Raw genomic sequence first — 24,679 nt, forward strand, 5'->3', positions numbered from 1 at the left:
ACCGCCTCAGGGGATGGGGCATGGTCGCCGCCACGGCACAACATTGCCAGGCGAAACATGACCGATACAGAGGTCCGGGACGACCATCCGGAGTGGAGCCGGCTGATGGCGGCGGCTCAGGATGGTGACGCGGACGCCTACCGGAAGCTGCTTCACGACATCGCGCCGCTGCTGCGCCGGGTGGCCGCTCGCCGTCTCGACCGCGCGCCCGCCGCCGATGTCGAGGACGTCGTCCAGGATGTCCTGCTGTCGGTGCACGCCGTCCGCCAAACCTATGATCCCGCACGCCCGTTCCTGCCGTGGCTGATGGCGATCCAGCGCCATCGCATCGGCGATGCGATGCGAAGGCGGGTGCGGCGGGGGAGGAACGAGGTGGCGGTCGAGTCTCTGGAGGAAACCTTTGCCGACCGTGCGGCGAATACAGAGGATCAGTTTGATGGCAAGGAGATCCACGCCGCGGTCGCCGGACTGCCCCCGGCGCAGCGGCGGGCGATCGAACTCCTCAAGCTGAAGGAGATGTCGCTGAAGGAAGCGGCGAAGGAAACCGGAATGAGCGAAACGGCTCTCAAGGTCGCCACCCATCGCGGGATCAAGGCTCTCCGCGCCCTCTTGGGAAAGGACCGCGCGCCATGACGGCCGATAGCACCGACGCCCTGATCCGGGCTCTCGCCCGGGATGCGCGGCCGGTACGCCGGCTGCCGCCGCCGGGCCGGCGCGTGGTGCGGTGGCTGGCGGTGGCGCTGCCGGTGGTGGCGCTGTTCGGCGCCCTGATGGGGCCACGCCCGGACCTTGCGGAGATGCTCACCGAGCGGGCGTTCCTGGTGCCTTTGCTCGCCGCATTGGTGACGGCGGTGTGCGCCGCCCATGCCGCCTTCGCCTCCTCGGTTCCCGGATCGCCGAAATGGAACCTGTGGCTGCCGGCGGCGCCGCTGACGATATGGATTGCGAGCCTCGGCCGCCAGTGCTGGCAGGCGTGGCTGGCGTTCGGGCCCGAAGGAGTGACGTTCCGCTTCGATCCGGTCTGCCTGCCGGTCATCGCCATGGTCGGCGCCGTGCCCGCCATCGCGATCGTCGCGATGGTTCGCCGCGGCGCGCCCTTGACGCCGCGCCTGACCGCCTTTCTAGGCGCCCTGGCGGCGGCGGCGCTGGCCTACGTCGGCCTGCGTCTGGTCCATCCCCAGGATGCGGCGTTCATGGTGCTGGTCTGGCAGTTCGGATCGGTGGCGGTGTTCGCCGCCGTCGCCGGCGCGCTCGGCCGCTGGCTGTTGCCCTGGCGCGGCATGGGCGCCTGAAACGGAGTCCGCAGTCAACCTCAACAACGGAGGCTACCAATGCTGAAACCAACGCAGCCCGTGCCGCCACTCGCCGTGCCGCTGGTCGGCGGCGGCCGATTCGACATCGCCGAGGCCCGCCCGGAAACGTTCACGCTGATCGCCGTCTATCGCGGCTATCACTGCCCGATCTGCCGCCCCTGGCTCAAATCTCTGGTCGGCCAGTCGGACTCGTTCGCCGCATTGGGCGTGGCGCCGATCGCCATCAGCACGGATCCCGAGGATCGGGCAACCAGAACCAGGGATGAATGGAAGCTTGACGGCCTGCCCGTCGGCTATGGGCTTCCGATCGACACGGCGCGGGCCTGGGGACTCTCGATTTCCTCGGCGATCACCGAGAAAGAAACGCCTCTGTTTGCCGAGCCGGGGGTATTCCTGGTTCGCCCCTATGGAACGCTCTTCGGGGCGTCTGTGCAGACAATGCCCTTCACCCGGCCAAGCTTCGCCGACATCGAGACGGCGGTGCGGTTCGTGATCGACAACAACTATCCGCCGCGCGGCGCGGCCTGATGCATCCGAGGAGGCCTTTCCAATGATCCGCTTCGTCCGCTCGACACTTTCAGCGCTGTTCGTTTCCCTGCCAATCCTGTTCGCCGCGCCGACGATATCCGCTGCCGCAGAGGATCCACTCATTACCAAGCCCAGTCCGCATGACGTGCCCACGACCGTTCAACGCCTCGAAGCGGCGGTGAACAGCCGGGGCGCCGCTGTGGTGGCGAAGATCGATCACGCCGCCGCTGCGGAGGCGAGCGGACTCTCGTTACGGCCTACGGTGCTGGTCCTGTTCGGTAATCCGAAGCTGGGAACGCCGTTGATGCAGAGCGAGCAGACGGCGGGTCTCGATCTGCCGCTTCGCGTGCTGGTCTGGCAGGATGCCGACGGCACGACCCACGTGGGCTACACGCCCCCGAACCTCATTGCCACCCGCCACGGCATCACTGATCGCCCGGAGGTCGTCGAGAAGATCGCCGGCGCGCTCGCGGCTATTGCCGACGAAACCACTGCGCCCTGAAGAACGAACTCCCGCCGCTTAACCTGAGCGGCCCTCACCGTGCACCGCCCCGTTCGGCGTATGCAGCACGCCCTCAGGGTGGAACGCGAAGAACGCGAAGGCGAAGGTGATCATGTGGGCGGCATCTTCGAGGCCGCTCGCAGTATGACGCTGAACGAGGATGTTGCCGACGTCGCGCCCGTCCGCAACCTGCCGCGTATCGAGCGCCGAGGCCTGTCCCGCGTCCCACGAGATGATCAGATCGTCGGTCTCGATCCGCCGGCGCTGGCGGAGCAGTTCCAGCGACCAGGCTTCGTTGCCGATGGCAACCACCCGCGCCATCGGCGGGCTGCCCCCCGGGACGTCGCCGCGGTAGAGGAAGGGGTGGCCCGCCGAGTCGTAGCCGGCGTAAGGATTGACGCCGTAAGGGCGTGCCGTGGGATCGGCGGGGACGAGAACCCGGCCCGTTGGCGCGCGCTCGCGGAACCGGGCGAAAGATTCGAGCCGGCTCGGGATCTCCTTCAGCCTCTCGCCGGCAAGGGTGCCGATGATCGCCGTCCCGGTGGCCTGCTGCCACCAGCTCTCCGTCGCGCGATCGTACATGACCAGATCGGAATGGCGGAGCTTGCCGGTGGTGCCGAAGTCGAGGACGCACCCTTCCAGACGACGGTCCCAGACCAACGGCAGGTTGCACAAGGGGCAGTAGATGACCGCCACCGGCCGGCCGCCGACGACGTCGTTGACGATCTCGTGCCAGTGGAGGATGCGCAGCGGATAGGCGCGGGCATCGCCGTCGATGATCAGGCCGATCACCGGCTCCTGGGGCGACAGGTCCGTCGACGCGGCCACCGGTACGAACCTTGGATCGTCGATGGACGGAATGCCGTCCTTCGGCGGCCCGCCGGAGATGATGTCCTCGAGCGGCACCGTATGGCGTGCGAAGTCGGTCCTCGGCCACTCCGCGCGCCACGGATCCGCCGGCGATGCCAATCCCGCGACCGGTAGACCAAACGCGGCGAGAACAACGACCGCGACGAATCGATGTGCTTGCATGGAAACCTGTCCTCCATTCATCGTCTCGGGCCTCCGGCCATGGCGTCATCGAGAACGGACCGCCGCGAGGGAAAGATTCTTCCCGCTGTAGCCGAGCACCCCCAGGGCATAGAGGGTGAACGCCGAGTCGCGCAACCAGCAATAGCGGTAATCCCAGTTGCGGGCGCCGCCGAGCGCCTCGGGAAGCGAGGTCGTCGGCGCCGCGACGATGGCGCCCGTCGGCGCGTAGGTGAGCAGCTTCAGGGCAAGCGCGCTGCGAGTGACCGCCTCCGCATAGGGCCCCTGGTAGCGGCAATAGGCAATCCACTCGCGCCAGAAGGCCTCGGTCACGGCGCGCATTCTCTCGGCCTGGCCCAGGGGGCTGAAGTTCGTCGGTCTGGGAGTCAGAACCAGCACCCGGTGTTCGCCAGCCTGGACCTGCAGACTCGCGCGTGCCGCGTCGCCTGATTGCCGCAGCTCGGGGACATCGTGGTAAAGGCACGGCCCTTCGTGTGTCTGCGCGGCCTCGGTCCTTCCGTTATCGAGCCTGACAACGCCCGGCGCATCGATGAGCCGCGGCGGCCGGCGAGCGAAATCGACGGACGGGCGGTAGCCGACATTACACGCGACCGAGCCCTTTCTGCCCTCAATGACCCGGATCAGCCAGCCGGGGGCGTTGAGGCTGACGTAATCATGGGTGCCCGCTTCCGGGCGCCGCCCCACCGGCATGAAGTCGGTCAGCGTCACCACTCCACTTGCGGTGGTGAACGTCGTTTGCAGGATATTGGTCCCGTGGACATACGCGCGGCTGGCGGTGAACGCCCCGACCGGCCGGACCGCAAGGAACCCTCCCTTCTCGGCATCAAGGATGCGGCAGCAGACCGGGTCGGCGTCGAATCGCTCAAGGCAGCACCAGTCGACACTTCCGTCGCGCGAGACGAGCGCCGATCCGTGACAGTCGCCGATGACGGCATAGTCGGCAATTGGTTTATAGGAATGCGCCATGGCGCTTTCTTTTCACACATGGGCTCATCTGGGGCCGCCGATCCGGCGCCCGATCAGGTGGTCGAGGGACCACGTTCCCGGGCCACGGGCGGCGATCACCAGAAGCACGGCGACCCACAGGGCGTGCAGCGACCAGGCTTCCGGATAGACGAACACCTGGATCACCAGGGTCATCCCCAACAACCCGAGCGCCGCGAATCGCGTCGCGAGACCGATCACGAGAAGGACCGGCAAGAAATGTTCGGCGGCCGTCGCCATGTAGGCGGCGAGGTCCGGCGGCAGCACCGGCACTTGGTATTCATAGCGGAACAGATAGAACGTGGTGTCCTTGATGCTCCAGCCGTCGACTTTGGTCTGCCCGGAGAGCCAGAATACCGGCGCGATGGAAAGGCGCGCGAACAGCTGGACCAGAGCGTCGGGAATGCGGGTGAGCAAGCTCGTGATCCAGCTGAAAAGTGGGGCGATTCCGGTGACGGCGCCAGTTTCGTGCGACGGCCTGTTCGTTCCGGTCGTGGCCGGTGTCGTCGTGTTCATGGCAAGGATCTCCTTCTTCACAATCGGGTTTCGATGGCGGTGAACAGGCCGGCGGCAATCATCGCCTGCAGCTCGGCAAGATACCCGGCCCCATCCAGGTGCAGGGTGGCCTCTGCGAACGCGGCGCCGTCGCGGAAGGCGGCAAGAGCTGCGAAAACCGGCGGCGAAACCGCAAAGACCAGCACCATGGCCTCTGGCCGGAGGACCACGAGGCAGCGCGCCCCCTCTGCTTCCTTAACCCCGCCATCGCCGGCAACGGTCAGGTCGGGATCGCCGCGCCAGAGCCGGTCCACCGCCCAACGGGACCGCAGCAGGCGCGCCGAGGGATGGAGGGTCAAGCGCGCCGCCACCACTTGCTCCGGGGTCAGCGCCGCCACTTGCGCGGCCGCCAGCGGCTCCGCCTCCGCCGCGTGATAGGCTTCGAGCCAGGCCCATTCGAGGCGCGCGAGGTCGGCCAGGTGAGGAGCAATCATGCCCTCAAGGCTCTCCAGGAAAGCGGGGAAAGACGCGCCGTACCAGAGCAGCAGCGCGTTCCGCGCCGGCGGGTGCCTTCGGGCAAACCCGATCGCCACCGAAGCGAACGCCTTCTCGCCGAGACTCCGCTGCACCGCCGGGAAGGTGGCGCCGAGCGCCGAGACGAGGGCGTGCATCCGGTTGTTGGCGTAAACCCTGAACCCCCGCTGTCGGCGCAGCGACGATCCCTGAAAAAGGCGCAGCGCGCGGCTCGCATCGCCGGCGGCGATGGCGGCGGCAAAAGCGCTCTGATAGTCACGCAGCGCTGTCATGGCGGACATCCCGCTCCACGGTAGTGGGGCGAACAGGCGAGGACGGGGCGAGCCGCGCAGGCGCGGCGAGCAACGCATTCGCCCGCGCCGCTTCGCCGGCGAGCGTGGCGAAGTCCGGCACCCGGGTATCCCATTCGATCAGCGTCGGCCGCGGGCCGGCGGCGGCAAGGAACGTCGCGAACAGGTCCCAGACCGGCTCCGGCACCTGCGAGCCGTGATCGTCGATCAGGAAATCGCCGTCGGCATGCGCCTCCCGCGCATGGCCGGCGAGATGGATTTCCTGGACCAGACGGGGATCGACGGCCTGCAGATAATCCGCCGGATCGAAGCCGAGGTTGGTGGCCGACACCAAGATGTTGTTGATGTCGAGCAGCCAGCCGCAGCCGGTGCGCCGGCACAGCGCGGCGATGAACTCGGGCTCCGGGATCTCGGCGCCAACCGGCAGCAGGTAAAGGGATGGGTTCTCGATCAGGATCGTCCGGCCGAGCGCCTCCTGCAGGCGATCGATGTTCCGGGTGAACCGCCGCAGGCTCTCGGAGGTGAGCGGGATCGGCAGCAGATCGTGAACGAAGCCGTCGCCGATGCCGCTCCAGGACAGATGATCGGAGACGAGCGCCGGCTGGTAGCGATCGACGAGTTCTTTCAGGCGCTCCAGGTGCGGTGCGCGCAGCCCGTCGGCCGAGCCGGGCGAGCCGCCGACGCTGTGGAGCGACAGCGCGTGGTCGCGGCGGATCGCCTCGAGGTAGCGGTGCGGCGGACCGCCGCTTCCCATGTAGTTCTCGGGATGGACCTCGAACCACAGTCCGTGGCCAGCCCCTTCGAGCACGTCGCGATAGTGCTGGGGCTTGAGCCCCACCCCGGCGGACGCCGGGATGGGGTCTTCCAAGCAGACCCGGTGAGGAGGCGTGCGGGTCATCGCCTTGGCTTCAGGAGTTCCGCGGGACGGGGGCCTCGTTGCCCTCGCGCGGGGTCAGGCTGCCGCCGATCTCAAGGCAGTTGCCGGCGTCGACCAGCTTCCAGGCGTTGCCCTGGTAATCGACGGTAGAGGTGCCGGCGCAGCTGGTGCCGGGGCCGGCGGCGCAGTCATTCTGGCCGGCCAGCGCGACGCCGTAACATTTCTCCTTGCCGGCCTCGTCGGCATGCGCCGCTCCTGCGGAGAGCGCGGTGGCGGCAATCAAGGCGCCGGCGAACGCCAGCGCGGTGGTGCGGGTGGTGACGGTCATAAGGTTCGGTTCCCTCTCGTTTCAAGACGTTCGATCCTTCGAAGACCGGGCTACTTGGCGCCAGCCTCACCAGCCCAGTTCGCCTGCGCCGGCGTGAAAAGTTACGTCGGATCCTGAACCTCGGCCCCTTCTCGCGCTTTCGTGAACGAACGCGAGCGGCGTAACCTGATGCCCGCGCCCGGCGAAGTTAAGGGTAAGGAAATGAATGCCGCACTTTAGCTGTAGAGGAATAATGGCGGATGTTCGCCCGGCCCGGAGACTGGCTCGAAAGGCTCTGGCGGCTCAACCGGGGCGAGGCGCAGATCGCTGCGCCGGCGTCATCGACGTTGTTTCACGGGCTCGATGGAGCCGAAATCGATCTCATCTGTCGCCGTATGCGGCGGCGGAAGTATGACGCCGAGCATGTTCTCTGCCGGCAGGGAGACGCTGGTGACCGCCTCTTCGTTGTTGAAAAGGGGCTCATCGAGGCATCAATCGACTCGACTATGCGGACGGCCCGCGCGTCATAAGCCGCATCCGTCAGGGCGATATCGCTGGCGAAATGGCGCTGCTGACAGGAGAGCCTCGGGCGGCCAATCTGGTCACCGTTGTTCCGAGCGTGATCCTCGAGGCCGACCTGAACGAGTTTTCGCAGGTCATCGCCCGTCATCCCCTGCTACTTCTCAACATCACGCGCATGCTGATCACCCGTCGCAAGCAGGACGCCGCTCGCCACATTGCCCCGCGCGATGCCGCGGACGTCGCAGCGCTGATCATCTCGCGGCAGAGCGAACGGCTGGCCGAGCGGGTTGTTGCTGCTGCGCGCGCGGCAACCCCTCGCAATGTCAAAGTGATCAATCTTGTCGATGCTTGTTTCGGCGCTGATGTCATCACAGTCGAGACGGTGAGCTCCGTGCTTACTGCCATCGATGATCTTGCCGCTTCAGGCGTCACCGTCGTAACCGTCGTCTATCCAGACCAAGCCGATCTTCGAGCAGTCGTCCGCTACGTGGACCGGATCGTTTTTCTTGGCGACGACTGTGACGGCCACGCACTGCTGGAGGGCTTCAAGGCGACTCGCTGTCCCGTTGACCTGTTCCCAATCAACGACCACGGCGACGGTCGCCCGGCGGCGTCCTCCAATATTCGCATATTCCGCGCCGCCATGCCCGGCGACACGGGCGGCGACATCGAGTGGATCGGCAGGCACTTGGCGCGGACCAAGATCGGCTTGGCGCTCGGCGCTGGCGGTGCCAAGGGTTTCGCTCATGTTGGCGCTCTTGAGGTCCTGCAGGAAGCCGGTTACAGCGTCGATTACGTGGCCGGGAGCAGTATCGGTGCGATCGTCGGAACCCTCCTGGCGTCCGGGCTCGCGGCTGACGAAATCGACCGCGAGCTGAGGCAGATCTGGTCGCTTGAGCATGTGGAGAAATTGGCTGCGCTCTCGCCGGAAGGCTTTTCTGCAGGGCTGCAGGGCGTGCTCCACACCCTGGAACAGCGTGTCGATAACCGCTCGATCTCCAAGCTTTCCGTTCCCCTGACCATTATGGCCGCTGATCTTGAGAGCCGGCAGGCGGTCCCGCTTCGCGACTGGCCAGTCCATGAGGCATTGCGCGCGGCGCTGTCGGTGCCCGGATTGGCGCCGCCCTACCGCTGCGGGTCGCAGCGCCTGGTCGATGGAATCTGCCTCGTGCCGGTGCCCACTCTCGCCGTTCGCGAAATGGGCGCCGACATTGTTGTCTCGGTTGATCTCTTGGCCAAGGAGACCCTCGCGACATGGCCCGCCTCAATCACCGAACGCGCGGTGCCGTTCAGAAAAAATGGCGGCAATGTGAGCCCGGTCGTCGAAACATTGATGATGCTGCAAGGCGACACAAGTGCGCGCAACGCCGCTCTCGGCGACATCATGCTCGCACCCCGGTTCGCCCCCTCCAGCTGGCGCGATTTTCACCTCGCGGACTTGTTCCGCGATGCCGGCCGCGAAGCGATGAAAGCTGGTCTTCCTGCGCTCGGCAGGCTCGCGAAGCCGAACGAGGTAACCATTCCCGTGGGTGCCACGAAAGATTGAGGAGGCGGGTTCGTACGGTTGTCATCGCACTTCGCGCAAGGCCCGCCCCTTGATGCGGCGATGAACGAAGCAGAAAGAGGGACGAAGTATGGACGTCAAGACAGTGCCCCCGCTCCGCACAACTTGGTGAAAGACTAGCCAATTGGCTCCGATCGTCATCTAAACGCCATCAGCAACGCGCGGGAGAAGATCCGATGAATGACAAGCCTTTGGAGCCGCATCCACCCGTCGTCATGCCGTCACTTGAGCAGCAGGTTGTTCTGAAAGGCCAGAAGGCCCTCGTCACGGGGGCCAGCTCGGGGATCGGCGAACAGGTGGCGGTCGCGTTGGGTCACGCGGGCGCCGATATCATCGTGAACTATGTCACCAATCGGGAAAAGGCCGAAGAGGCGGTCCAGGAGATCAAGCGCCGCTGTGGCACCGAAGCGATGGCGATTCAAGCCGATGTCTCCAAAGAGGAGCAGGTTCAGGCCATGTTCCGGACCATGTGCCGGGAATTCGGCACCATAGACATCCTGGTCAACAACGCCGGCCTGCAGAAAGACGCGCCCTTCGACGAGATGACTCTGGCGCAGTGGAACGCAGTCATGTCCGTGAACCTGACCGGTCAGTTCTTGTGTGCGCGCGAAGCGGTCCGTGAGTTCAAGCGCCGGGGCGTGGTTAAAGAGGTTTCGTGCGCCGCCGGAAAGATCATCTGCATGAGCTCGGTCCACGACGTCATTCCATGGGCGGGACATGTGAACTACGCGGCGTCGAAGGGCGGAGTCATGCTGATGATGAAGTCCGTCGCCCAGGAAGTGGCGGCGTGGCGAATCCGGGTCAACGCCATATCGCCGGGCGCCATCCGCACGCCGATCAACACCGAGGCATGGAGCACGCCGGAGGCGTACGCCGAGTTGATGAAGCTGGTGCCGTACAAGCGCATCGGCGGGCCCGAAGACATCGGTCGGGCGGCGGTATGGCTGGCCTCCGACTACTCCGACTACGTCAACGGCCACGCCCTGTACGTGGACGGCGGCATGACCCTCTATCCGGGGTTCGAAACCGGGGGCTGAGCTGACAACTCCGGCACGACCGGTGGCGAGACGATCGACAGAGAAGAGCGAAGCAATGACACGAAAGTCGGTACAGCGGGGACAAACGGGGGCGCAGGTCAATGACAACCAGGCCGCGACGCATCTCCCTGTCACCTAACGCAGATTTAAGTGCCGGCCTCGCCGGAGGATGTTGCGAAATACATTTGGGACAACGGCGACGCTGACCTTAAGCCCTCTGGCGGGCTTCTAAACAGTTGGCAGTACGAAGTCCGGTGGGCTGCTTCAACGCCTTACCGTACGGGGTATGCGTCGTAGGCGATCTACCATGGGAGTTAGCAACAGTTTTTGGTGGTTACGCTTTCCTGCAAAGGACTGATGCTCCCGCCCACCATAGGCGTGCGCCAGTGAGTAGCTGCAGCGCCTCGCAGCGTTCTGGCGAAAGAACCGGATAAGGCGCGCTCCTGGCTAACCTCCGCCATGGGCAGCCACTCAGGCTCCATCGGATGGTGCCCCCGGGGCGGACATCGGGTCGTCGCCTCCCTCAATGACCGCGCGCCTTAGTCGACGAGCGTCGTGACGCGCTGGTAGGCCGGGAGGGTCAGGAAGTCGATGAACTCGGGCGCGGTGGCCACTTCCAGGAACACCTCGGTGGCCGCGTCGAACTGCCCGCCGTCGAAGCGTGATGGCCCGAGCGTGTCGCGGAGAGCGGCCATTTCCTCGTCGACGATGGCGTGCACCAGTGCCTCGTCGACGGGGCGGCCGTCGGCGAGCCTGGCGCCGTGCTTCAGCCACTGCCAGATCTGCGCGCGGCAGATCTCCGCCGTGGCGGCGTCCTCCATCATGTTGTAGAGCGGCACGCAGCCGTTGCCGCCGAGCCACGCCTCGATGTACTGGATGCCGACGCGGACGTTGACGCGGAGCCCGTCTTCCGTCACGGCGCCCGTCGCCGGCTCGATCAGGTCGCGGGCGGTAACCGAAACATCGTCCCGCATCCGGCCGAGCTGGTTGGCCTCCGGCATGTGCTCGTCGAAGATCGACTTGGCGAGGTCCACCAGGCCGGGGTGGGCAACCCAGGTGCCGTCGTGGCCGTCCGTCGCTTCGCGCACCTTGTCGGCCCGCACCTTTTCCATCGCCGCGGCGTTGGCCTCCGGGTCGGACTTGATGGGGATGAACGCCGCCATGCCGCCCATGGCGTGGGCGCCGCGTTTGTGGCAGGCCTTGATCAGCGCGAGCGAGTAGGCGCGCAGGAACGGCGCGGTCATGGTCACCGCATTGCGGTCGGGCAGCACGAAGTCCCCCCGGTTGCGGAACTTTTTGATGTAGCTGAAGATATAGTCCCAGCGGCCGCAGTTGAGACCGGCGGCGTAGTCCTGCAGCTCGTAGAGGATCTCCTCCATCTCGAACGCGGCGAGGATGGTCTCGATCAGCACCGTCGCCTTGATGGTGCCGTGCTCGATGCCGAGCGCCTCCTCGGCGGCCGCGAACACCTCCGCCCACAGCCGCGCTTCCAGATGGCTTTCCAGCTTCGGCAGGTAGAAGTACGGGCCGGTGCCGCGGGCGAGTAAAGCCTTGGCGTTGTGGAAAAAGTACAGGCCGAAGTCGAACAGCGAACCCGAGACCGGCTCGCCGTCCACCAGCACATGCTCCTCCACGAGGTGCCAGCCGCGCGGGCGCACCACCAGGGTCGCCGTGGTCTCCGCCAGCCGATAGTCCTTGCCGCTGTCGGGGTCGGTGAAGGCGATGGTGCCGCACGCCGCCTCCATCATGTTGACCTGCCCGGAGACGACGTTGGCCCAGGTCGGCGCCAGCGAGTCCTCGAAGTCGGCCATGAACACGTTGGCGCCGCTGTTCAATGCGTTGATCACCATCTTGCGGTCGACGGGGCCGGTAATTTCGACCCGTCGGTCCTGCAGGTCCGCCGGCACCGGCGCCACCTTCCAGTTGCCGCGGCGGATGTTCTCCGTCTCCGGCAGGAAGTCCGGCAGCTCGCCCGCATCCAGGCGCGCCTGACGCCCGACGCGCGCCTGCAGCAGTCGCGCCCGCGTCGGGCCGAACCGGCGCTGCAGCGCCGCCACGAACGCGAGTGCGTCCGGGGTCAGAACCTGCTCGTAGCCTTCCGCCATCGGACCGCGTATCGTCACCCCCTGCGCCGGTTGCGTGCTCTCGATCGTCGAAGACTGGGTCACGGTTTTCCTCCCGAGCTTTATCGTTGCGCGTCCTCGATATCCCGTTCCCCCGCCCTTGTCACGCGCCGTGCGGACGGGCGCCGGGGGCCGCCTCTAAATGACGGTGGAGACGCTCGAGGCGAAGCAGGCCGAAACCATCCATCCTTATGCGGCGATCCTTAAGTGGCGATGCGGGCGATGGTGGCGGTGGTGCTGTAGCCCGGCTCGATGGTGGCCAGCGCGACGCGGCCGCCGTAGCCCTGCACCAGATCGGCCCCGACCACCTGCTCCAGGCGGTAGTCGGCGCCCTTCACCAGGACGTCGGGGCGGAGCGCCTCGAGAAGCCGCAACGGCGTGTCCTCGTCGAAAATCACCACGAGGTCGACGCTGGCGAGGGACGCGAGGACAGCGGCGCGCGCCGCCTCGGACTGGATCGGGCGCTCCGGGCCTTTCAGGCGGGCGACGGAGGCGTCCGAGTTGAGACCGACGACCAGGCGGTCGCACGCCCGGCGCGCCTGGGCCAGCAACGACACGTGGCCGGGGTGCAGAAGATCGAAGCAGCCGTTGGTGAAGCCGATGCGAGCGCCCTGCCGCCGCCAGACCGCGATCCGGTCGACCGCCGGCCCCAGCCCCGCCACCTTTGCCTCGGCGCGCGACAGGTCCCTCTGACGCAGCGCGTCCTCGATCTCGGAGGCGTAGGCGACTGCCGTGCCCACCTTGCCGACGACGATGCCGGCCGCCACGTTAGCCAGTTCGGCCGCGGCATCGAGGCTGGCGCCCGTCGCCAGCGCCGCAGCGATGGTGGCGACCACGGTGTCGCCGGCGCCGGACACGTCGAACACCTCGCGCCGTTCGGCCTTAAAGTGCCGGGCGGCGCCGCCGGCGCCAGGCCCGCCGGATTCAACCACGTCTGATCCAACGATGACCATGCCGTCCTGGCCGAGAGTGGCGACAACGGCTCCGAAGCCATGCCTGGCCCGGAGGTCGCGGGCCGCCGTCTCCACCTCTGCAAGGGTCGCGACCGGCCGCCCGCTTGCCTCGGCCAGCTCGGCCCGGTTCGGCGTGATCACCGCCGCGCCGCGGTACTTGCGGTAGTCCTTGCCCTTGGGATCGACAACGGCCGGGATCCCGGCGCGCTCGGCGAGGGAGAGAACGGCAGGGACGATGTCGTCGCCGGCGACGCCCTTGCCGTAGTCCGAGAGGATGAGGGCGTTGCTGTCCTTGATCAGCGTCTCGGCGGCTTCCAGAAGGCTGGACCGCATGCCATCCGCCAAGGGCGCCGTGGTTTCCTCGTCGGCTCGCATCAGTTGTTGATTGGCGGCCAGGTAGCGGGTCTTGATCGAGGTCCGGCGCAGCCGGTCGAGAACGAGCCCATGGCAGAGACCTTCCTGCCCATCCAGCAGCGCGCGCACCTGATGCGCCGCATCGTCGTCGCCGACTACCGCGGCCAGCCGCGCCCTCGCTCCCAGCGCGACCAGGTTGCGGACGACGTTGCCGGCGCCGCCGAGCATGGACGTCTCCCGGTCGACGCGTAGGACCGGGATCGGCGCCTCCGGCGAGATGCGCTCCACGGCGCCGTAGACGAAGCGGTCGAGCATGATGTCGCCCAGGCACATCACACGAACGCCGCCGAGCGCGGCGACCAGCGGCAACAGCCCCGACCGCCCGGCGCCGCCGGTCATACCAGCGGTCATACCAGGCCCAGCTCGACCTCGAGCGCCGCGCACAGCATCTGCCCGAGCGTAATGTGCATCTCCTGGATGCGCGACGTCGTCGCCGACGGCACGATCAACAGCGGATCGGCGAGGTCGACCATGCGCCCGCCGCCCCGGCCGCTGAACCCGGCCGCGACGCAGCCCATCTCCCGCGCCGCCTTGAGGCCTTGGATGACGTTCTCGCTTTCGCCGGAGGTGGAGATGCCAAGACAGACATCGCCCTTCCGGCACAGCGCCCGCACCTGCCGGGCGAACAGGTCGTCGAAACCGAAATCGTTGCCGATGGCGGTCAACGCCGAGGTGTCGGTAGTCAGCGCCAGCGCCGCGATCGGCGGGCGCTTCCTGGAGTACTGCACCGTCAGTTCGGTCGCCAGATGCTGGGCGTCGGCGGCGCTGCCGCCGTTGCCGAACAGCGCGAGCTTGCCGCCCGCCCGCAGCGAGCCGACGCAAACGCCGACCAGACGCTCGAAACCCCCGAAGAGGTCCGCCCGCGTCGCCGCGAGAACGGCGGCGTGCTCATCCAACTCGCGCGCGAAGAACGCCTGCAGATCCATCGATGGACGGCTCTTCGTCACGTCCCGAGGCTGCGCTGCGCCAGATAACCGCCTTCCGCGTTCGGCGCGTAGGCCCGCGCCTGCTTCAGGAACGGCGCGAACGAGGCGTGGATCTTGCGGGTCAGCGCGTCCGTCTTGCCAAGCTCTTCGAGCACCTCGCCCGCGTGACCGGCCATCGACGTGATGATCTCGTCGCTGAAGCGGCGCAGTTCGACGCCATGCTCTGTCAACAGGGGCTCCAGCGACTGGATGTTGTGATAAGTGAAGTCCGCAAGCGTCTCGTTCGCGGTCGCCGCCGCCGCCACGCGGATGGCGGCCTTCATGTCGGCGCCGAGTCCGTCATAGACCGACTTGTTGACGATGACCTCGAGCCCCGGCCCCGGCTCGAGCGGGCCCGGCATGTAGTAGTACTTGGCGGCGCGGTAGAGACCGAACGCCAGGTCGTTCCACGGACCGATCCAGTCGGCGCCGTCGACGGCGCCGCTCATCAGCGCCGGCGCGATTTCGCCTGGCGGCACCATCACCGGCGTCGCCCCCATGCGGCGCAGAACTTCGCCGCCGAGACCCGCGATACGGAACTTGAGGCCGGCGAAATCCTCCGGCGAGTTGATTTCCTTGCGAAACCAGCCGCCCGCCTGCGTTCCGCTGGAGCCGGCGTAGAAGGGCTGAACATTAAACGCCGCGTAGGTCTCCTCGAATAGTTCCTGGCCGCCGCCGAATGCCATCCAGGCGGCCATCTCCTGTCCCGTCAAGCCGAAAGGAACGCCGGTGAAATAGTTGAACGCCTTGCTCTTGCCGACCCAATAGTACGGCGTAGAATGGCAGAGGTCGGCTGTGCCGGAGGACACCGCATCGAGGATTCGAAGGGTGGCACGAGATCGCCTGCGCCGTAGAGCTTGATGGAGAGCCGGCCGTCGGTGAGCGCCATGACGTTGTCGGCGAACCGCGCCGCGTTGACGCCGACGCCGGGGGTGTTCTTCGGCCACGTCATGACCATTGTCAGTTCCCGCCGGCCTTGCGCAATGGCCGGCGCCGCCACGACGGCCGAAGCCGCACAGCCGGCCGCGGCAATGCCCGCGCCGGTCACGAATGCTCTGCGTTGCATGGAAGCCGTCTCTCCTCCCGGATGTCACTCTATTGTCGCGCTTACCGCTGCCCATAATGCCGCGAGATGAAGCGCGACGCCATCATGTATGCAGGAACCGCGTCGTGCTGCCTTCCAGCACCAGGCAGGTCAAGCGCCCGGAGCAGAACGCGCCCGTGTCGATGCCGATGCGGTTGTGGCGAACTTCCGGCTCCGTGGTGATGGTGTGGCCGTGCACCACGCGTTTGCCGAAGTCGGCCTTCGACCGCAGGAACAGATCGCGGATCCACACCATTTCCCGCGGGCTCTGCTTGTCGATGGGCACCCCTGGCCGCAGCCCGGCATGCACGAACGCGTAGTCCCCCTCTTCGTGGTAGAGGCGCAGATCTTCCAGAAACGCCACGTGCTCCGGCGGGACAGCGTCGTTCAGGCGAACACGCAGGCGTTCCAATTCCGGCGGCTGGAAATCCTTCCAGCACACCGCCACGCCGTAGCTGGCGACCGTTGCGTCGCCACCGTTGAACAGCCAGTTAGGATCGGCGGGCCCGTCCAGGAAACGAAGCATCATCTCTTCGTGGTTGCCGCGGAGAAACACCGACGCGAAGCCACGCAACGGCTTGCGGAGCAGCATCTCCAGAACCTGGAACGAGCCGGGACCCCGGTCCACGTAGTCGCCGAGATAAACCACGACCCGGTCGCGCGCGGGGTGGGCGTTTGCGTCCTCGACGATCATCCCATGGAGCGCGCGGAGCAGATCGTCGCGCCCGTGAATGTCGCCGACGACATACACCCGCCGACCCTCGGGGACCGCCGCCTCGACCGGCGCCGCCCCGGCGTCGGTGCTTTTGTTGAACAGCCGCCAAAGCATCCGTTCGGAGATGAACCTCCCAGCATCCTGAGGGCGCGGGAACCGCCCCCTTCATCGGGATTTAAGCGAGATTTAATGCTTTGCAGTCAAACATGCGACCCATTGCTTACGCCGGCTATACCGTCGGCATCGAGCCACGGGTTAAGCTTCAGGGACCGCACGTGTCGCAGCAACCTCACGTCTTCGCTTCACAGCGCTGCGCTGCACACGACGCGACCGGCGCAGCGTCCGTTCCCTGCGGCGGAACCGACGCAGGTCGACGGATCCTGGATCTGTTGCGGCGGGTCGCCGCCAACCGCGCCGGGCTGTTCGCGGTGCACCTACACATTTCGGGCCTCGGCGCGGCACTCGCGCAGCCCCGCCGCCGGGTCGCCCGGCCGCTCGAAGCGTTGACAGAGCGCCACGAGGCGAGCCTGTTTCCCTTGAGCGACCACGACGTCGTCTTGATCTGTCGCGACGTGCCCGTGGACGAGGTCGACGCCGCGATCTACGAGATCGGCGCTTATGCGTCAAGGGCATCGGCGCAGGGGCGGTCCGCTCCCCTCATCGGCGACGACGCCCGGACTCGCTGGTATGACCTGTCGCCGAGCGCCGAGTTCCAACGATTCTGCGCCCATGTCCAGGCGCTCGCCGCCAGCGTCGCGACGCCTTCGTCAACGGCGGCGGCGCGCTCAGGCGCGGAGGCGGACCAGCCGCTCGATTCGGCGACTCTCGCCACCCTCGGCCGCAAACTGCGGGACATCCGCATCTCCGACCTCATACGCCAACAGACGGCGCTCGAAATCCACGGTTCCGGATCCGCGACGCCATTGTTTCGCGAGACCTACGTGGCGATCGGTGCACTGCTCGCCCGGTTGGCGCCGCACATCGGCCCGTTACCGAACTCGTGTCTGTTCCGTCATCTGACCGAGAGCCTCGACAGGCGGATGATGGAAAGCGTCGCGGCGGGCGGTCTCGCCGCCGGCGCCGTTCCGCTCAGTATCAACCTCAACGTCAGCACCATCGCATCGGAGGCGTTCCAGCGGTTCCACCACAGCCACGCTCGAAGCGACTGCAACATGCTCGTCGAAATCCAGCTGGTCGACGTGCTGGCCGACACCGAAGCCTACCGCGACGCTCGGGACCGGCTGCGCGCCCAGGGCTACAAGGTGCTGATCGACGGGCTCAACCCGTTGACGCCCCGATTCTTGAACATCCGCGCCATCGATGCCGACTACTTCAAGATCTGGTGGAGCCCCGACAGTCTCGGCCAGCTCGAACGGGAGCGGACGCGGGCGGTTGCCCGCTTGGTCGAAGCGGCAGGCCGCGATAAGGTTCTGCTCGCGCGGACCGACTCCGAGCAGGCGGTGCGGTGGGCGCTCGGCCTCGGCATTCATCGCTTTCAAGGCTACCTCATCGATCGCATCGCCAAAGCGATGCGCCTTGAACCGGCCGCGCGCGCCCGATGCGCATGACGAACTCGGCTCTTCATAGACTGGAGCACGGCCCGTCGCGGAGCCGCGAGGCTCTGCTGCCCGACTACCTCATCCATCTGGAGAGCCGCCGGCGGGGCCGCCGGGCGATGCATCTTCGCCTTTCCGCCCTCATGCCCCGGCACCGTCGTCCCCATCACGTTCGGACCGCCGTGGCCGGTTTCGACCAGCACCTGCCGCCCGCCGACGCCCAGGTGTTCGTGCTCACCAACTGCGACGTTTTCGTCATCTATATGCGGCCTTGCGAGGAAGCGGTGCGGCGCGAGATCGCCCGCATCCGCTACCTGTTCAGCGACGACCCGCTGCTCGCCGACAGCGCCGAACACGGCGGCCTCGCCGTCGCCTATGACCTCGAAACCGAGTTCGCCGCCTTCGTGGCTGCCGTCCGCACCGCCTTGCAGAGCGGCCGCGAAATGCTCCCCGCGGCCGAGGAGGGAACCTACGCCCGCTCGCGCATTCGCGACCGCCAGCAGCGCGCACAGACGCTGACTCCGGACGCCCTCGCCCGCATCGAGGCGGCGCTGGCGCAGACGGACCTCTCCGGCTTGGCGCGCCGGCAAACGGTATGCGCCATCAAGGGGCGCAACAGACCCGAGCCCCGCTTCCGCGAGCTGTACATCTCGATCGCCGACCTCCGCGATACGGTGCTACCGGGCGCGGACTTTGCCGCCGAACCCTGGTTGTTCCGCCATCTGACCAAGACCCTCGATCGCCGGGTGTTGACGCTTCTGGCCGCCCCCGAAGAAGCCGAGAGCCGTTGCGACATCAGCATCAACATGAATATTTCGACGCTGGTTTCGGAGACCTTCACCGCGTTCGAAAACAACCTCAGCGCCGCGCGCCGGACTGCCTTCATCTTCGAAGTCCAGCCGGCAGATGTGTTCTCGGATATCGAAGCGTTCCTTTTGGCGCGCGATTCCATACAGGAGAAAGGCTGCCGGATCTGCCTGGACGGCCTCACCCATGCGGACATGGATCTTTATGATCTGAACGAACTCGGTGTCGATCTGATCAAGCTCATCTGGGACGAGCGCATGTTGGCGATGGGCGACGCGTTCCGCACCCGTACCCGCAGCTTCGTGGAGCAAGCCGGGCCGGCGCGGTTGGTCCTGTGCCGGGTCGACAGTCGCCGCGCCATCGAATTCGGTCAGGCGGCGGGCATGTCGCTGTTCCAAGGCCGCTATGTCGAGCAGCTCGTGTCGATGGACCCGCCGCCGCCAGTTGCTGTCCAGCGCCGGCGGACGCGCGGCGATCGCCGCGTGACCCGCCAGGTGCCGGTCGAGCACACGATGCTTACGCAACCGTTGGTGCAAAAGTTCTGAAGTCGTTACGCCTCGGCGCGGCGTAAACGATAGCACTCGCGCTCCGTTCGCCGCGGCGCGTCGTGCATTAAGAGTAATTCTCAAGCGTAGCCCATACGGAAAGCATTCTTCGTTTACCCTGTGGCGCACTGTTGCATCCTGTGTTCGCCGATGTTATGAGAACGTCAAGAAACAGCTTTGAAACACAGAGCATGTTGAGAATAAGAATTAACGAAAAACCCTACGTTGGGAGGGAAGAGGATGGTTCCGGGTACGACATGCGCTCCCGCGCGTGATCTCGGCGATCTCGATGGCTATCGTGGTGCGCTCGGCGGCGTGAACCGCCGCGACTTTCTGAAATTCTGCACCGGCGTCGCGGCGGCGCTCGGATTGTCTCCGGGGCTCGGGGTGCGCATCGCCAACGCGGCGACGGCGGCGGCGCGGCCGCCGGTTTTCTGGCTTTCCGGCCAAGCCTGCACCGGGTGCACCGAGACGCTTTTGCGGGCGTATCATCCCACGCTCGAAACCCTCATCCTCGACATGATCTCGCTCGACTACCACGAGACGCTGTGCGCCGGCGCCGGGCATCAGGCCGAAGAGTTCAAAGATCAGTCCATGAAGAAGAACTGGGGCAAGTATGTCCTGATCGTCGACGGCGCCATCCCCACCAAGGACGACGGCATCTACTGCAAGGTCGCCGGGCAGACCTTTCTCGACAGCGTCAAGTACGCCGCCGACGGCGCAGCGTGGATCATCTCCATGGGATCGTGCTCGTCGTGGGGCGGCATTCCGGCGAGCGACCCCAACCCGACCATGGCCAAGGCCGCGCATGAGGTGCTGCCCGACAAGACCGTTGTCAGCATACCGGGCTGCCCTCCCAACCCCTACAACCTGCTTTCCACGATCCTTTATATCCTCACCTTCGGCAAGGCGCCCGAACTCGACGCCAAGAACCGCCCGACCTTCGCCTACGGCCGTCTGATCCACGACAACTGCGAGCGTCGCGGGCACTTCGACGCCGGCCGCTTCGCGCTGGAATTCGGCGACGCGGGCCACCGTCAGGGCTGGTGCCTCTACAAGCTTGGCTGCAAGGGTCCGGAGACCTGGGCCAACTGCCCGCAGATCGGCTTCAACGACACCGGAGAGTCGTCGTGGCCGGTCGGCTGCGGCCATCCGTGCTTCGGCTGTACCGAGCAGGGCGTCGGCTTCACGAAGCCGATCCATGCGTTGGCCAACGTGGTGTCGCTGACGCCGCCGACGCTGTTTCCGCGGGTTGCCGAAGAGAAGGGGCAAGGCATTTCGGCGGGGGCCGCGGCCGTGACCGCCGGCGTCGTCGGTGCGGCGGTCGGCGCCGGCGCGGTTCTGGCGACGCGCCTCGGCAAGCGCGCCCCGGGCGAGGACTTCGTGCCAGCGACCTACGAGGACAAGCGGGACAACCCCAACTAGGAGACCGCCATGTCTTTGAACCGTCGCGAGTTCCTGAGGCACGCAGCGGTTGGCAGCGCCACGGCCAGTCGCCGCCGCGGGCGTTTCCGGTTCCGCCGAAGCTTTGACCCTGATGCGGGAGCCGAAAGATCGGCCGGAAGGCGCCCTCGGCCTTCTCTACGACTCGACCGTCTGTATCGGATGCAAGGCCTGCGTCAGCCGCTGCAAGGAGGTCAACGGCATGCCGCCGGAGATCCTCCCCGACCAGCGGGAGTGGAACCCGGGCACCTGGGACAGCCCGAAGGATCTGTCGGGGCGGACCCTCAACATCATCAAAGCCTACATGCACGGCACCATCGAGGAGAAGGACCGGGAGGAAAACGGCTACGCCTTCATCAAGCGTCAGTGCCTGCACTGCGTCGATCCCTCGTGCGTTTCCGCCTGCCCCGTCTCGGCGATGATCAAGGATCCGGAAACGGGCATCGTCCGGCATGATCCGGACCGCTGTATCGGCTGCCGGTACTGCGTGTACGCGTGTCCGTTCGGGGTCCCGAAATACCAGTTCGAGGGCGCGTTCGGCAAAATCGCGAAATGCCAGTTGTGCAACCACCGCCTGCCGGAAGGCGACATTCCCGGCTGCGTCGAGGCGTGCCCGACCGGCGCCACCCTGTTCGGCCGTGTCAAGGACCTCCACGAAGAGGCGCAGCGCCGCCTCGCCCTCAAGCCCGGCGACACGTACCACTATCCCCGCGGCGACATCTCTGACGTCATCCAGAAGCCGGGATCGACCCATGAGAAGGTGGTCGCCGCCGTCTACCGGCCGGAGGTCTATGGCTATGACGGACCTCTCGGCGGCACCCAGGCGCTCTATCTGTCGGCGGTCGGCTTCGACAAGCTCGGACTGCCGTTCGGCAAGGACCACTACGGGCGCGACATCCCCAACCACGCCTACGCGCGCGAGACGGAAGGCGTGCAGCACTTCCTCTATACCGGCATGATCGCTCCGGCGGCGGTGCTTTCCGCCCTCGTCCTTTTGGCCTTCTTCAACACCGAGAAGCACACCAGTGAAGTGGATGCCGAAGCCGAAAGCGCTGAAGTGGACCAAGAAGAGACCAAGCCATGAGCACCGCGAACCAACGCACGGGCACCGCACACGAACATGCGCCCCTCGGCGGCCGACTGGTGACGCCGGCGTTCATCATTCTCCTCATCGTGTTCTTCGTGGCCGCGATCGTGCTCTCGCAGCGCTTCCTGTTCGGCCTCGGCGAAACCACCAACCTCAACGACGGCTATCCGTGGGGCATCTGGATCGCCATCGACCTGATCATCGGAACCGCCCTCGGGTGCGGCGGCTTCGTCATGGCGCTGCTGGTCTACATCCTCAACCGGGGCGAATACCACCCGTTGGCCCGCGCCGGCCTGATGACCAGCCTGTTCGGCTACTCGCTCGGCGCGTTCGCGGTCATGATCGACCTCGGGCGCTGGTGGCAGGGCTACAACATCCTGCTCCCGTGGCTGTGGAACGTGAACTCGGTGCTGCTGGAGACGGCGCTCTGCATCTTCGCTTACATCATCGTTTTGTCGATCGAGTTCCTGCCGGCGGTGTTCGAGCGCTTCGGCATGAAGGAAGCGCGTCGACGCATCCATCGCGTCATGTTCGTGTTCACCGGGCTAGGGGTCTTGTTGCCGATGATGCACCAGTCCTCGATGGGGACGGTGGTGATCATCCTCGGCTATCAGCTGTCGCCGCTGTGGCAGTCGCAACTCCTCACCCTGCACTTCCTTCTGACCGCGCTGACCATGGGCTACGCGGTGGTCGCGTTCGAGTCGGTGCTGGCGTCGGTGGCGTTCAGGCGCCCTTACGAGATGTCGCTGCTCGGCAAGCTGTCGGTCATCATGGGCTGGGTGATGCTGGTTTTCTTCATCGTCCGCTACCTGGACGTGATCCGCGTCGGCGGCCTGCCGTGGGCGTTCACCGGCAACGTGCAGGCGCTGTCGTTCTGGGTCGAGTTCCTGTTCGCCGCCGCCGCGATCCTGTTGCTGCTGCCCAAGGGACTGCGGGGGCACCCACGGTATGTGTTTCTCGGCTCCACGTTCATGCTGCTCAACGGCTTTCTGTACCGGCTCAACTGCTACCTGATCGGCTATGACCCCGGCACCGGCTACCAGTACTTCCCGTCGGTGGGCGAGATCCTGGTGACCTTGGGCATCTTTGCGCTGCACATCATTCTCTACCTCGTCTTCGTCAAGCAACTGCCGGTCCTGCACGCCACCAGACCGTCGAAGCCGGCGCCGGCCTGAAGGTAGCGACTTCGGAGACACACGATCCGCCGCGCCGCGGCAAGACCAACAAGAGAGACTCTGGGAGTACATGCATGCGCATCACCGTCGACCCCATCACCCGCATCGAGGGCCATCTCCGCATCGACTGCGAGGTCGACGGCGGCCAGGTCGCCGATGCCTGGTCGTCCGGCCAGATGTGGCGCGGCATCGAGTTGATCCTCAAGGACCGCGACCCGCGCGACGCCTGGATCTACACCCAGCGCATCTGCGGGGTGTGCACCACCGTGCATGCCATCGTCTCGGTGCGGGCCGTGGAGAACGCCCTCGGGATGGAGGTGCCGCTCAACGCGCAGTACATCCGCAACATGATCATTACGGCGCACGGCGTGCACGACCATCTCGTGCACTTCTACCACCTGTCGGCGCTCGACTGGGTCGATCTGGTGTCCGCGCTGCAGGCCGATCCCAAGAAAGCGGCGGAGTTGGCGCAAAGCCTCTCCGAGTGGCCAGGCAACAGCGTCGAGAATTTCATCAAGGTCCAGAACAAACTCAAGGCGTTCGTGGAGTCGGGGCAACTGGGCGTGTTCGGCAGCGGCTACTGGGGCCATCCGGCGATGAAGCTGCCGCCGGAGGTCAACCTCCTCGCCGCCGTGCACTACATGCAGGCGCTCGACTACCAGCGCCGCGCCAACACCATCGTCGGCATCCTGGGCTCGAAGACGCCGCACATCCAGAATCTGGCGGTCGGCGGCGTCGCCAACCCGATCAACTTCGAAAGCCAGTCGACGCTGACCCTGGAGCGGCTCTACGCCATCAAGAGGGTCATCGACGACATCGCCGGGTTCGTGCACAACGCCTACCTGGTCGACGTCGCTGCGATCGGCGCGCTCTACGCCGACTGGACCCAGTACGGCGCCGGCGTCACCAACTACCTCTCCGTCCCCGACCTGCCGCTCGACACCCGCGGCACCCAATTCGCCATGCCGGGCGGCTACATCAAGAACGGCGACATCGCCGGCTACAAGCCCATCAACGACTACCAGGACAAGTACTTCGAGGACGGCGTCAAGGAGAGCGTCAAGCACGCCTGGTACAAGGGCGACAAGGGCGCCCTGCATCCCTATGACGGCGAAACGGAGCCCCAGTACGGCGACTTCCAGGACGACGGCAAGTATTCATGGGTGAAGGCGCCGACCTTCTACGACGACCGCGCCCAGGTCGGTCCCCTCGCCCACGTGCTGGCGATGGTCGCCGCCGGGCACGAGCCGACCAAGCAGCATCTCACCCGATTCCTCGACATCGCCGGCAAGGTCGCCGGCAGCCCGATTCCGCTGGCGGCGCTCCACTCCACGATCGGCCGTCATGCGGCGCGCGCGGTGCGCTGCGCGGTGCTGATGGACGCCCTCGACGAGCAGTGGAACCTGCTCATGGCGAACTGCGCCAAGGGCGATTTCGCCACCTACAACAAGCCCCTGTTCCCCAAGGGGGAGATCCGCGGCTTCGGCTACCACGAAGCGCCGCGCGGCGTGCTGTCGCACTGGTGCGTCATCGACAACGGCAAGATCAAGAACTACCAGGCGGTGGTGCCGAGCACCTGGAACGCCGGCCCGCGGGACGAGAACGACGTCATGGGGCCCTACGAGGCGTCGCTGGTTGGCAACCCGATCGCCGATCCGGAGAAGCCGCTGGAGGTGATCCGCACCATCCACTCCTTCGACCCCTGCTTGGCCTGCGCCGTCCATGTGCTGGATCCCGCCGGCGGCGAACTGGTTCGCGTCAAGGCTCTGTGAGCGCGGAGGGGGAGAGGCGGGTGGCGCCGGCGAGATG

General features: G+C 66.3%; 21 protein-coding genes and 2 pseudogenes. 12 read left to right on the plus strand and 11 right to left on the minus strand.

Annotation, left to right across the window (positions count from 1 at the left end):
• Nucleotides 1-105 precede the first annotated feature (105 nt).
• From IPM60_12280 to IPM60_12295, 4 genes are read left to right on the plus strand one after another with little or no spacing between them, the layout of a single operon-like run.
• Nucleotides 106-633 carry a sigma-70 family RNA polymerase sigma factor gene (locus IPM60_12280; GenBank protein MBK8908642.1) on the plus strand — a complete coding sequence of 176 codons (528 nt, stop codon included), beginning with the start codon at nt 106-108 and terminating at the stop codon, nt 631-633.
• Nucleotides 630-1,292, plus strand: a complete 663-nt coding sequence (locus IPM60_12285) for a DUF1109 family protein (protein MBK8908643.1) — start codon at nt 630-632, stop codon at nt 1,290-1,292. The genes IPM60_12280 and IPM60_12285 overlap by 4 nt, the downstream gene beginning before the upstream one ends.
• 39 nt (nt 1,293-1,331) lie before the next feature.
• Entirely contained in the window at nt 1,332-1,841 is a 510-nt protein-coding gene (locus tag IPM60_12290) for an AhpC/TSA family protein (GenBank protein ID MBK8908644.1), read from the plus strand.
• A gap of 22 nt (nt 1,842-1,863) precedes the next feature.
• Nucleotides 1,864-2,343 (plus strand): DUF302 domain-containing protein, encoded by a 480-nt coding sequence (locus tag IPM60_12295; GenBank protein MBK8908645.1) that lies wholly within the window; start codon nt 1,864-1,866, stop codon nt 2,341-2,343.
• 18 nt (nt 2,344-2,361) lie between these two features.
• Here the strand turns inward: IPM60_12295 and IPM60_12300 are convergent, their stop codons facing one another.
• The 6 genes from IPM60_12300 to IPM60_12325 are packed head-to-tail and all read right to left on the minus strand — an operon-like array spanning nt 2,362 to nt 6,901.
• Nucleotides 2,362-3,375 carry a DUF3179 domain-containing protein gene (locus IPM60_12300; protein MBK8908646.1) on the minus strand — a complete coding sequence of 338 codons (1,014 nt, stop codon included), beginning with the start codon at nt 3,373-3,375 and terminating at the stop codon, nt 2,362-2,364.
• 45 nt (nt 3,376-3,420) lie between these two features.
• Complete coding sequence (locus IPM60_12305) at nt 3,421-4,359, minus strand: glycoside hydrolase family 15 protein (GenBank protein ID MBK8908647.1); 939 nt, start codon at nt 4,357-4,359, stop codon at nt 3,421-3,423.
• A gap of 24 nt (nt 4,360-4,383) precedes the next feature.
• Nucleotides 4,384-4,893 carry a DoxX family protein gene (locus IPM60_12310; protein ID MBK8908648.1) on the minus strand — a complete coding sequence of 170 codons (510 nt, stop codon included), beginning with the start codon at nt 4,891-4,893 and terminating at the stop codon, nt 4,384-4,386.
• 17 nt (nt 4,894-4,910) lie between these two features.
• Entirely contained in the window at nt 4,911-5,678 is a 768-nt protein-coding gene (locus tag IPM60_12315) for a putative DNA-binding domain-containing protein (GenBank protein ID MBK8908649.1), read from the minus strand.
• The gene (locus IPM60_12320) at nt 5,662-6,594 is read right to left on the minus strand and encodes a DUF692 domain-containing protein (GenBank protein MBK8908650.1); all 933 of its coding nucleotides are present in this window, start codon (nt 6,592-6,594) and stop codon (nt 5,662-5,664) included. Before IPM60_12320 ends, IPM60_12315 begins: the two co-directional genes overlap by 17 nt.
• 10 nt (nt 6,595-6,604) lie before the next feature.
• Nucleotides 6,605-6,901 carry a DUF2282 domain-containing protein gene (locus tag IPM60_12325; GenBank protein MBK8908651.1) on the minus strand — a complete coding sequence of 99 codons (297 nt, stop codon included), beginning with the start codon at nt 6,899-6,901 and terminating at the stop codon, nt 6,605-6,607.
• Nucleotides 6,902-7,442: 541 nt separating this feature from the next.
• On the opposite strand from IPM60_12325, the gene IPM60_12330 reads away from it, so the two are divergent.
• Entirely contained in the window at nt 7,443-8,948 is a 1,506-nt protein-coding gene (locus tag IPM60_12330; GenBank protein MBK8908652.1) for a patatin-like phospholipase family protein, read from the plus strand.
• 194 nt (nt 8,949-9,142) lie between these two features.
• Complete coding sequence (locus tag IPM60_12335; protein ID MBK8908653.1) at nt 9,143-10,003, plus strand: SDR family oxidoreductase; 861 nt, start codon at nt 9,143-9,145, stop codon at nt 10,001-10,003.
• 539 nt (nt 10,004-10,542) lie between these two features.
• On the opposite strand, the gene aceB is transcribed toward IPM60_12335, so the two are convergent.
• The 5 genes and pseudogenes from aceB to IPM60_12360 all read right to left on the minus strand — a co-directional run bounded on the left by aceB (nt 10,543) and on the right by IPM60_12360 (nt 16,371).
• Nucleotides 10,543-12,153: a malate synthase A gene (gene aceB / locus IPM60_12340; GenBank protein ID MBK8908654.1), complete on the minus strand. Its 1,611-nt coding sequence runs from the start codon at nt 12,151-12,153 to the stop codon at nt 10,543-10,545.
• Between the two features lie 176 nt (nt 12,154-12,329).
• Nucleotides 12,330-13,832 (minus strand): D-glycero-beta-D-manno-heptose 1-phosphate adenylyltransferase, encoded by a 1,503-nt coding sequence (rfaE2, locus tag IPM60_12345; protein MBK8908655.1) that lies wholly within the window; start codon nt 13,830-13,832, stop codon nt 12,330-12,332.
• 8 nt (nt 13,833-13,840) lie between these two features.
• The gene (locus tag IPM60_12350; GenBank protein MBK8908656.1) at nt 13,841-14,419 is read right to left on the minus strand and encodes a D-sedoheptulose 7-phosphate isomerase; all 579 of its coding nucleotides are present in this window, start codon (nt 14,417-14,419) and stop codon (nt 13,841-13,843) included.
• Nucleotides 14,420-14,436: 17 nt separating this feature from the next.
• Nucleotides 14,437-15,524 (minus strand): annotated as a pseudogene (locus tag IPM60_12355) (TRAP transporter substrate-binding protein).
• 82 nt (nt 15,525-15,606) lie between these two features.
• Nucleotides 15,607-16,371, minus strand: a complete 765-nt coding sequence (locus tag IPM60_12360; protein ID MBK8908657.1) for a serine/threonine protein phosphatase — start codon at nt 16,369-16,371, stop codon at nt 15,607-15,609.
• Between the two features lie 92 nt (nt 16,372-16,463).
• Here IPM60_12360 and IPM60_12365 point away from each other — a divergent pair, with 92 nt between their 5' ends.
• The 6 genes and pseudogenes from IPM60_12365 (at nt 16,464) to IPM60_12390 (ending at nt 24,642) form a co-directional block, all read left to right on the plus strand.
• Nucleotides 16,464-17,825: an EAL domain-containing protein gene (locus tag IPM60_12365; protein ID MBK8908658.1), complete on the plus strand. Its 1,362-nt coding sequence runs from the start codon at nt 16,464-16,466 to the stop codon at nt 17,823-17,825.
• A complete protein-coding gene (locus IPM60_12370; GenBank protein MBK8908659.1) occupies nt 17,816-19,165 on the plus strand; it encodes an EAL domain-containing protein in 1,350 nt (449 codons plus the stop codon). The genes IPM60_12365 and IPM60_12370 overlap by 10 nt, the downstream gene beginning before the upstream one ends.
• Nucleotides 19,166-19,405: 240 nt before the next feature.
• Nucleotides 19,406-20,590, plus strand: a complete 1,185-nt coding sequence (locus IPM60_12375; GenBank protein ID MBK8908660.1) for a hydrogenase small subunit — start codon at nt 19,406-19,408, stop codon at nt 20,588-20,590.
• 9 nt (nt 20,591-20,599) lie between these two features.
• Nucleotides 20,600-21,692, plus strand: a pseudogene (gene hybA, locus IPM60_12380) (hydrogenase 2 operon protein HybA).
• Nucleotides 21,689-22,870: a Ni/Fe-hydrogenase cytochrome b subunit gene (gene hybB / locus IPM60_12385; protein MBK8908661.1), complete on the plus strand. Its 1,182-nt coding sequence runs from the start codon at nt 21,689-21,691 to the stop codon at nt 22,868-22,870. The pseudogene hybA and the gene hybB overlap by 4 nt, the downstream one beginning before the upstream one ends.
• A 74-nt stretch (nt 22,871-22,944) precedes the next feature.
• Nucleotides 22,945-24,642, plus strand: coding sequence for a nickel-dependent hydrogenase large subunit (locus IPM60_12390; GenBank protein ID MBK8908662.1), 1,698 nt, complete (start codon nt 22,945-22,947; stop codon nt 24,640-24,642).
• Nucleotides 24,643-24,679 lie beyond the last annotated feature (37 nt).

This window comes from Rhodospirillales bacterium (genome assembly GCA_016710335.1).
GTDB lineage: Bacteria > Pseudomonadota > Alphaproteobacteria > Rhodospirillales > Defluviicoccaceae > JADJXQ01.

Coding starts and splice junctions, on each gene's coding strand:
- IPM60_12280 (MBK8908642.1), top strand. CDS start 106: ATGGCGGCGGCTCAGGATGGTGACGCGGACGCCTACCGGAAGCTGCTT.
- IPM60_12285 (MBK8908643.1), top strand. CDS start 630: ATGACGGCCGATAGCACCGACGCCCTGATCCGGGCTCTCGCCCGGGAT.
- IPM60_12290 (MBK8908644.1), top strand. CDS start 1,332: ATGCTGAAACCAACGCAGCCCGTGCCGCCACTCGCCGTGCCGCTGGTC.
- IPM60_12295 (MBK8908645.1), top strand. CDS start 1,864: ATGATCCGCTTCGTCCGCTCGACACTTTCAGCGCTGTTCGTTTCCCTG.
- IPM60_12300 (MBK8908646.1), bottom strand. CDS start 3,375: ATGCAAGCACATCGATTCGTCGCGGTCGTTGTTCTCGCCGCGTTTGGT.
- IPM60_12305 (MBK8908647.1), bottom strand. CDS start 4,359: ATGGCGCATTCCTATAAACCAATTGCCGACTATGCCGTCATCGGCGAC.
- IPM60_12310 (MBK8908648.1), bottom strand. CDS start 4,893: ATGAACACGACGACACCGGCCACGACCGGAACGAACAGGCCGTCGCAC.
- IPM60_12315 (MBK8908649.1), bottom strand. CDS start 5,678: ATGACAGCGCTGCGTGACTATCAGAGCGCTTTTGCCGCCGCCATCGCC.
- IPM60_12320 (MBK8908650.1), bottom strand. CDS start 6,594: ATGACCCGCACGCCTCCTCACCGGGTCTGCTTGGAAGACCCCATCCCG.
- IPM60_12325 (MBK8908651.1), bottom strand. CDS start 6,901: ATGACCGTCACCACCCGCACCACCGCGCTGGCGTTCGCCGGCGCCTTG.
- IPM60_12330 (MBK8908652.1), top strand. CDS start 7,443: ATGGCGCTGCTGACAGGAGAGCCTCGGGCGGCCAATCTGGTCACCGTT.
- IPM60_12335 (MBK8908653.1), top strand. CDS start 9,143: ATGAATGACAAGCCTTTGGAGCCGCATCCACCCGTCGTCATGCCGTCA.
- rfaE2 (MBK8908655.1), bottom strand. CDS start 13,832: ATGACCGGCGGCGCCGGGCGGTCGGGGCTGTTGCCGCTGGTCGCCGCG.
- IPM60_12350 (MBK8908656.1), bottom strand. CDS start 14,419: ATGGATCTGCAGGCGTTCTTCGCGCGCGAGTTGGATGAGCACGCCGCC.
- IPM60_12360 (MBK8908657.1), bottom strand. CDS start 16,371: ATGCTTTGGCGGCTGTTCAACAAAAGCACCGACGCCGGGGCGGCGCCG.
- IPM60_12365 (MBK8908658.1), top strand. CDS start 16,464: ATGCGACCCATTGCTTACGCCGGCTATACCGTCGGCATCGAGCCACGG.
- IPM60_12370 (MBK8908659.1), top strand. CDS start 17,816: ATGCGCATGACGAACTCGGCTCTTCATAGACTGGAGCACGGCCCGTCG.
- IPM60_12375 (MBK8908660.1), top strand. CDS start 19,406: ATGGTTCCGGGTACGACATGCGCTCCCGCGCGTGATCTCGGCGATCTC.
- hybB (MBK8908661.1), top strand. CDS start 21,689: ATGAGCACCGCGAACCAACGCACGGGCACCGCACACGAACATGCGCCC.
- IPM60_12390 (MBK8908662.1), top strand. CDS start 22,945: ATGCGCATCACCGTCGACCCCATCACCCGCATCGAGGGCCATCTCCGC.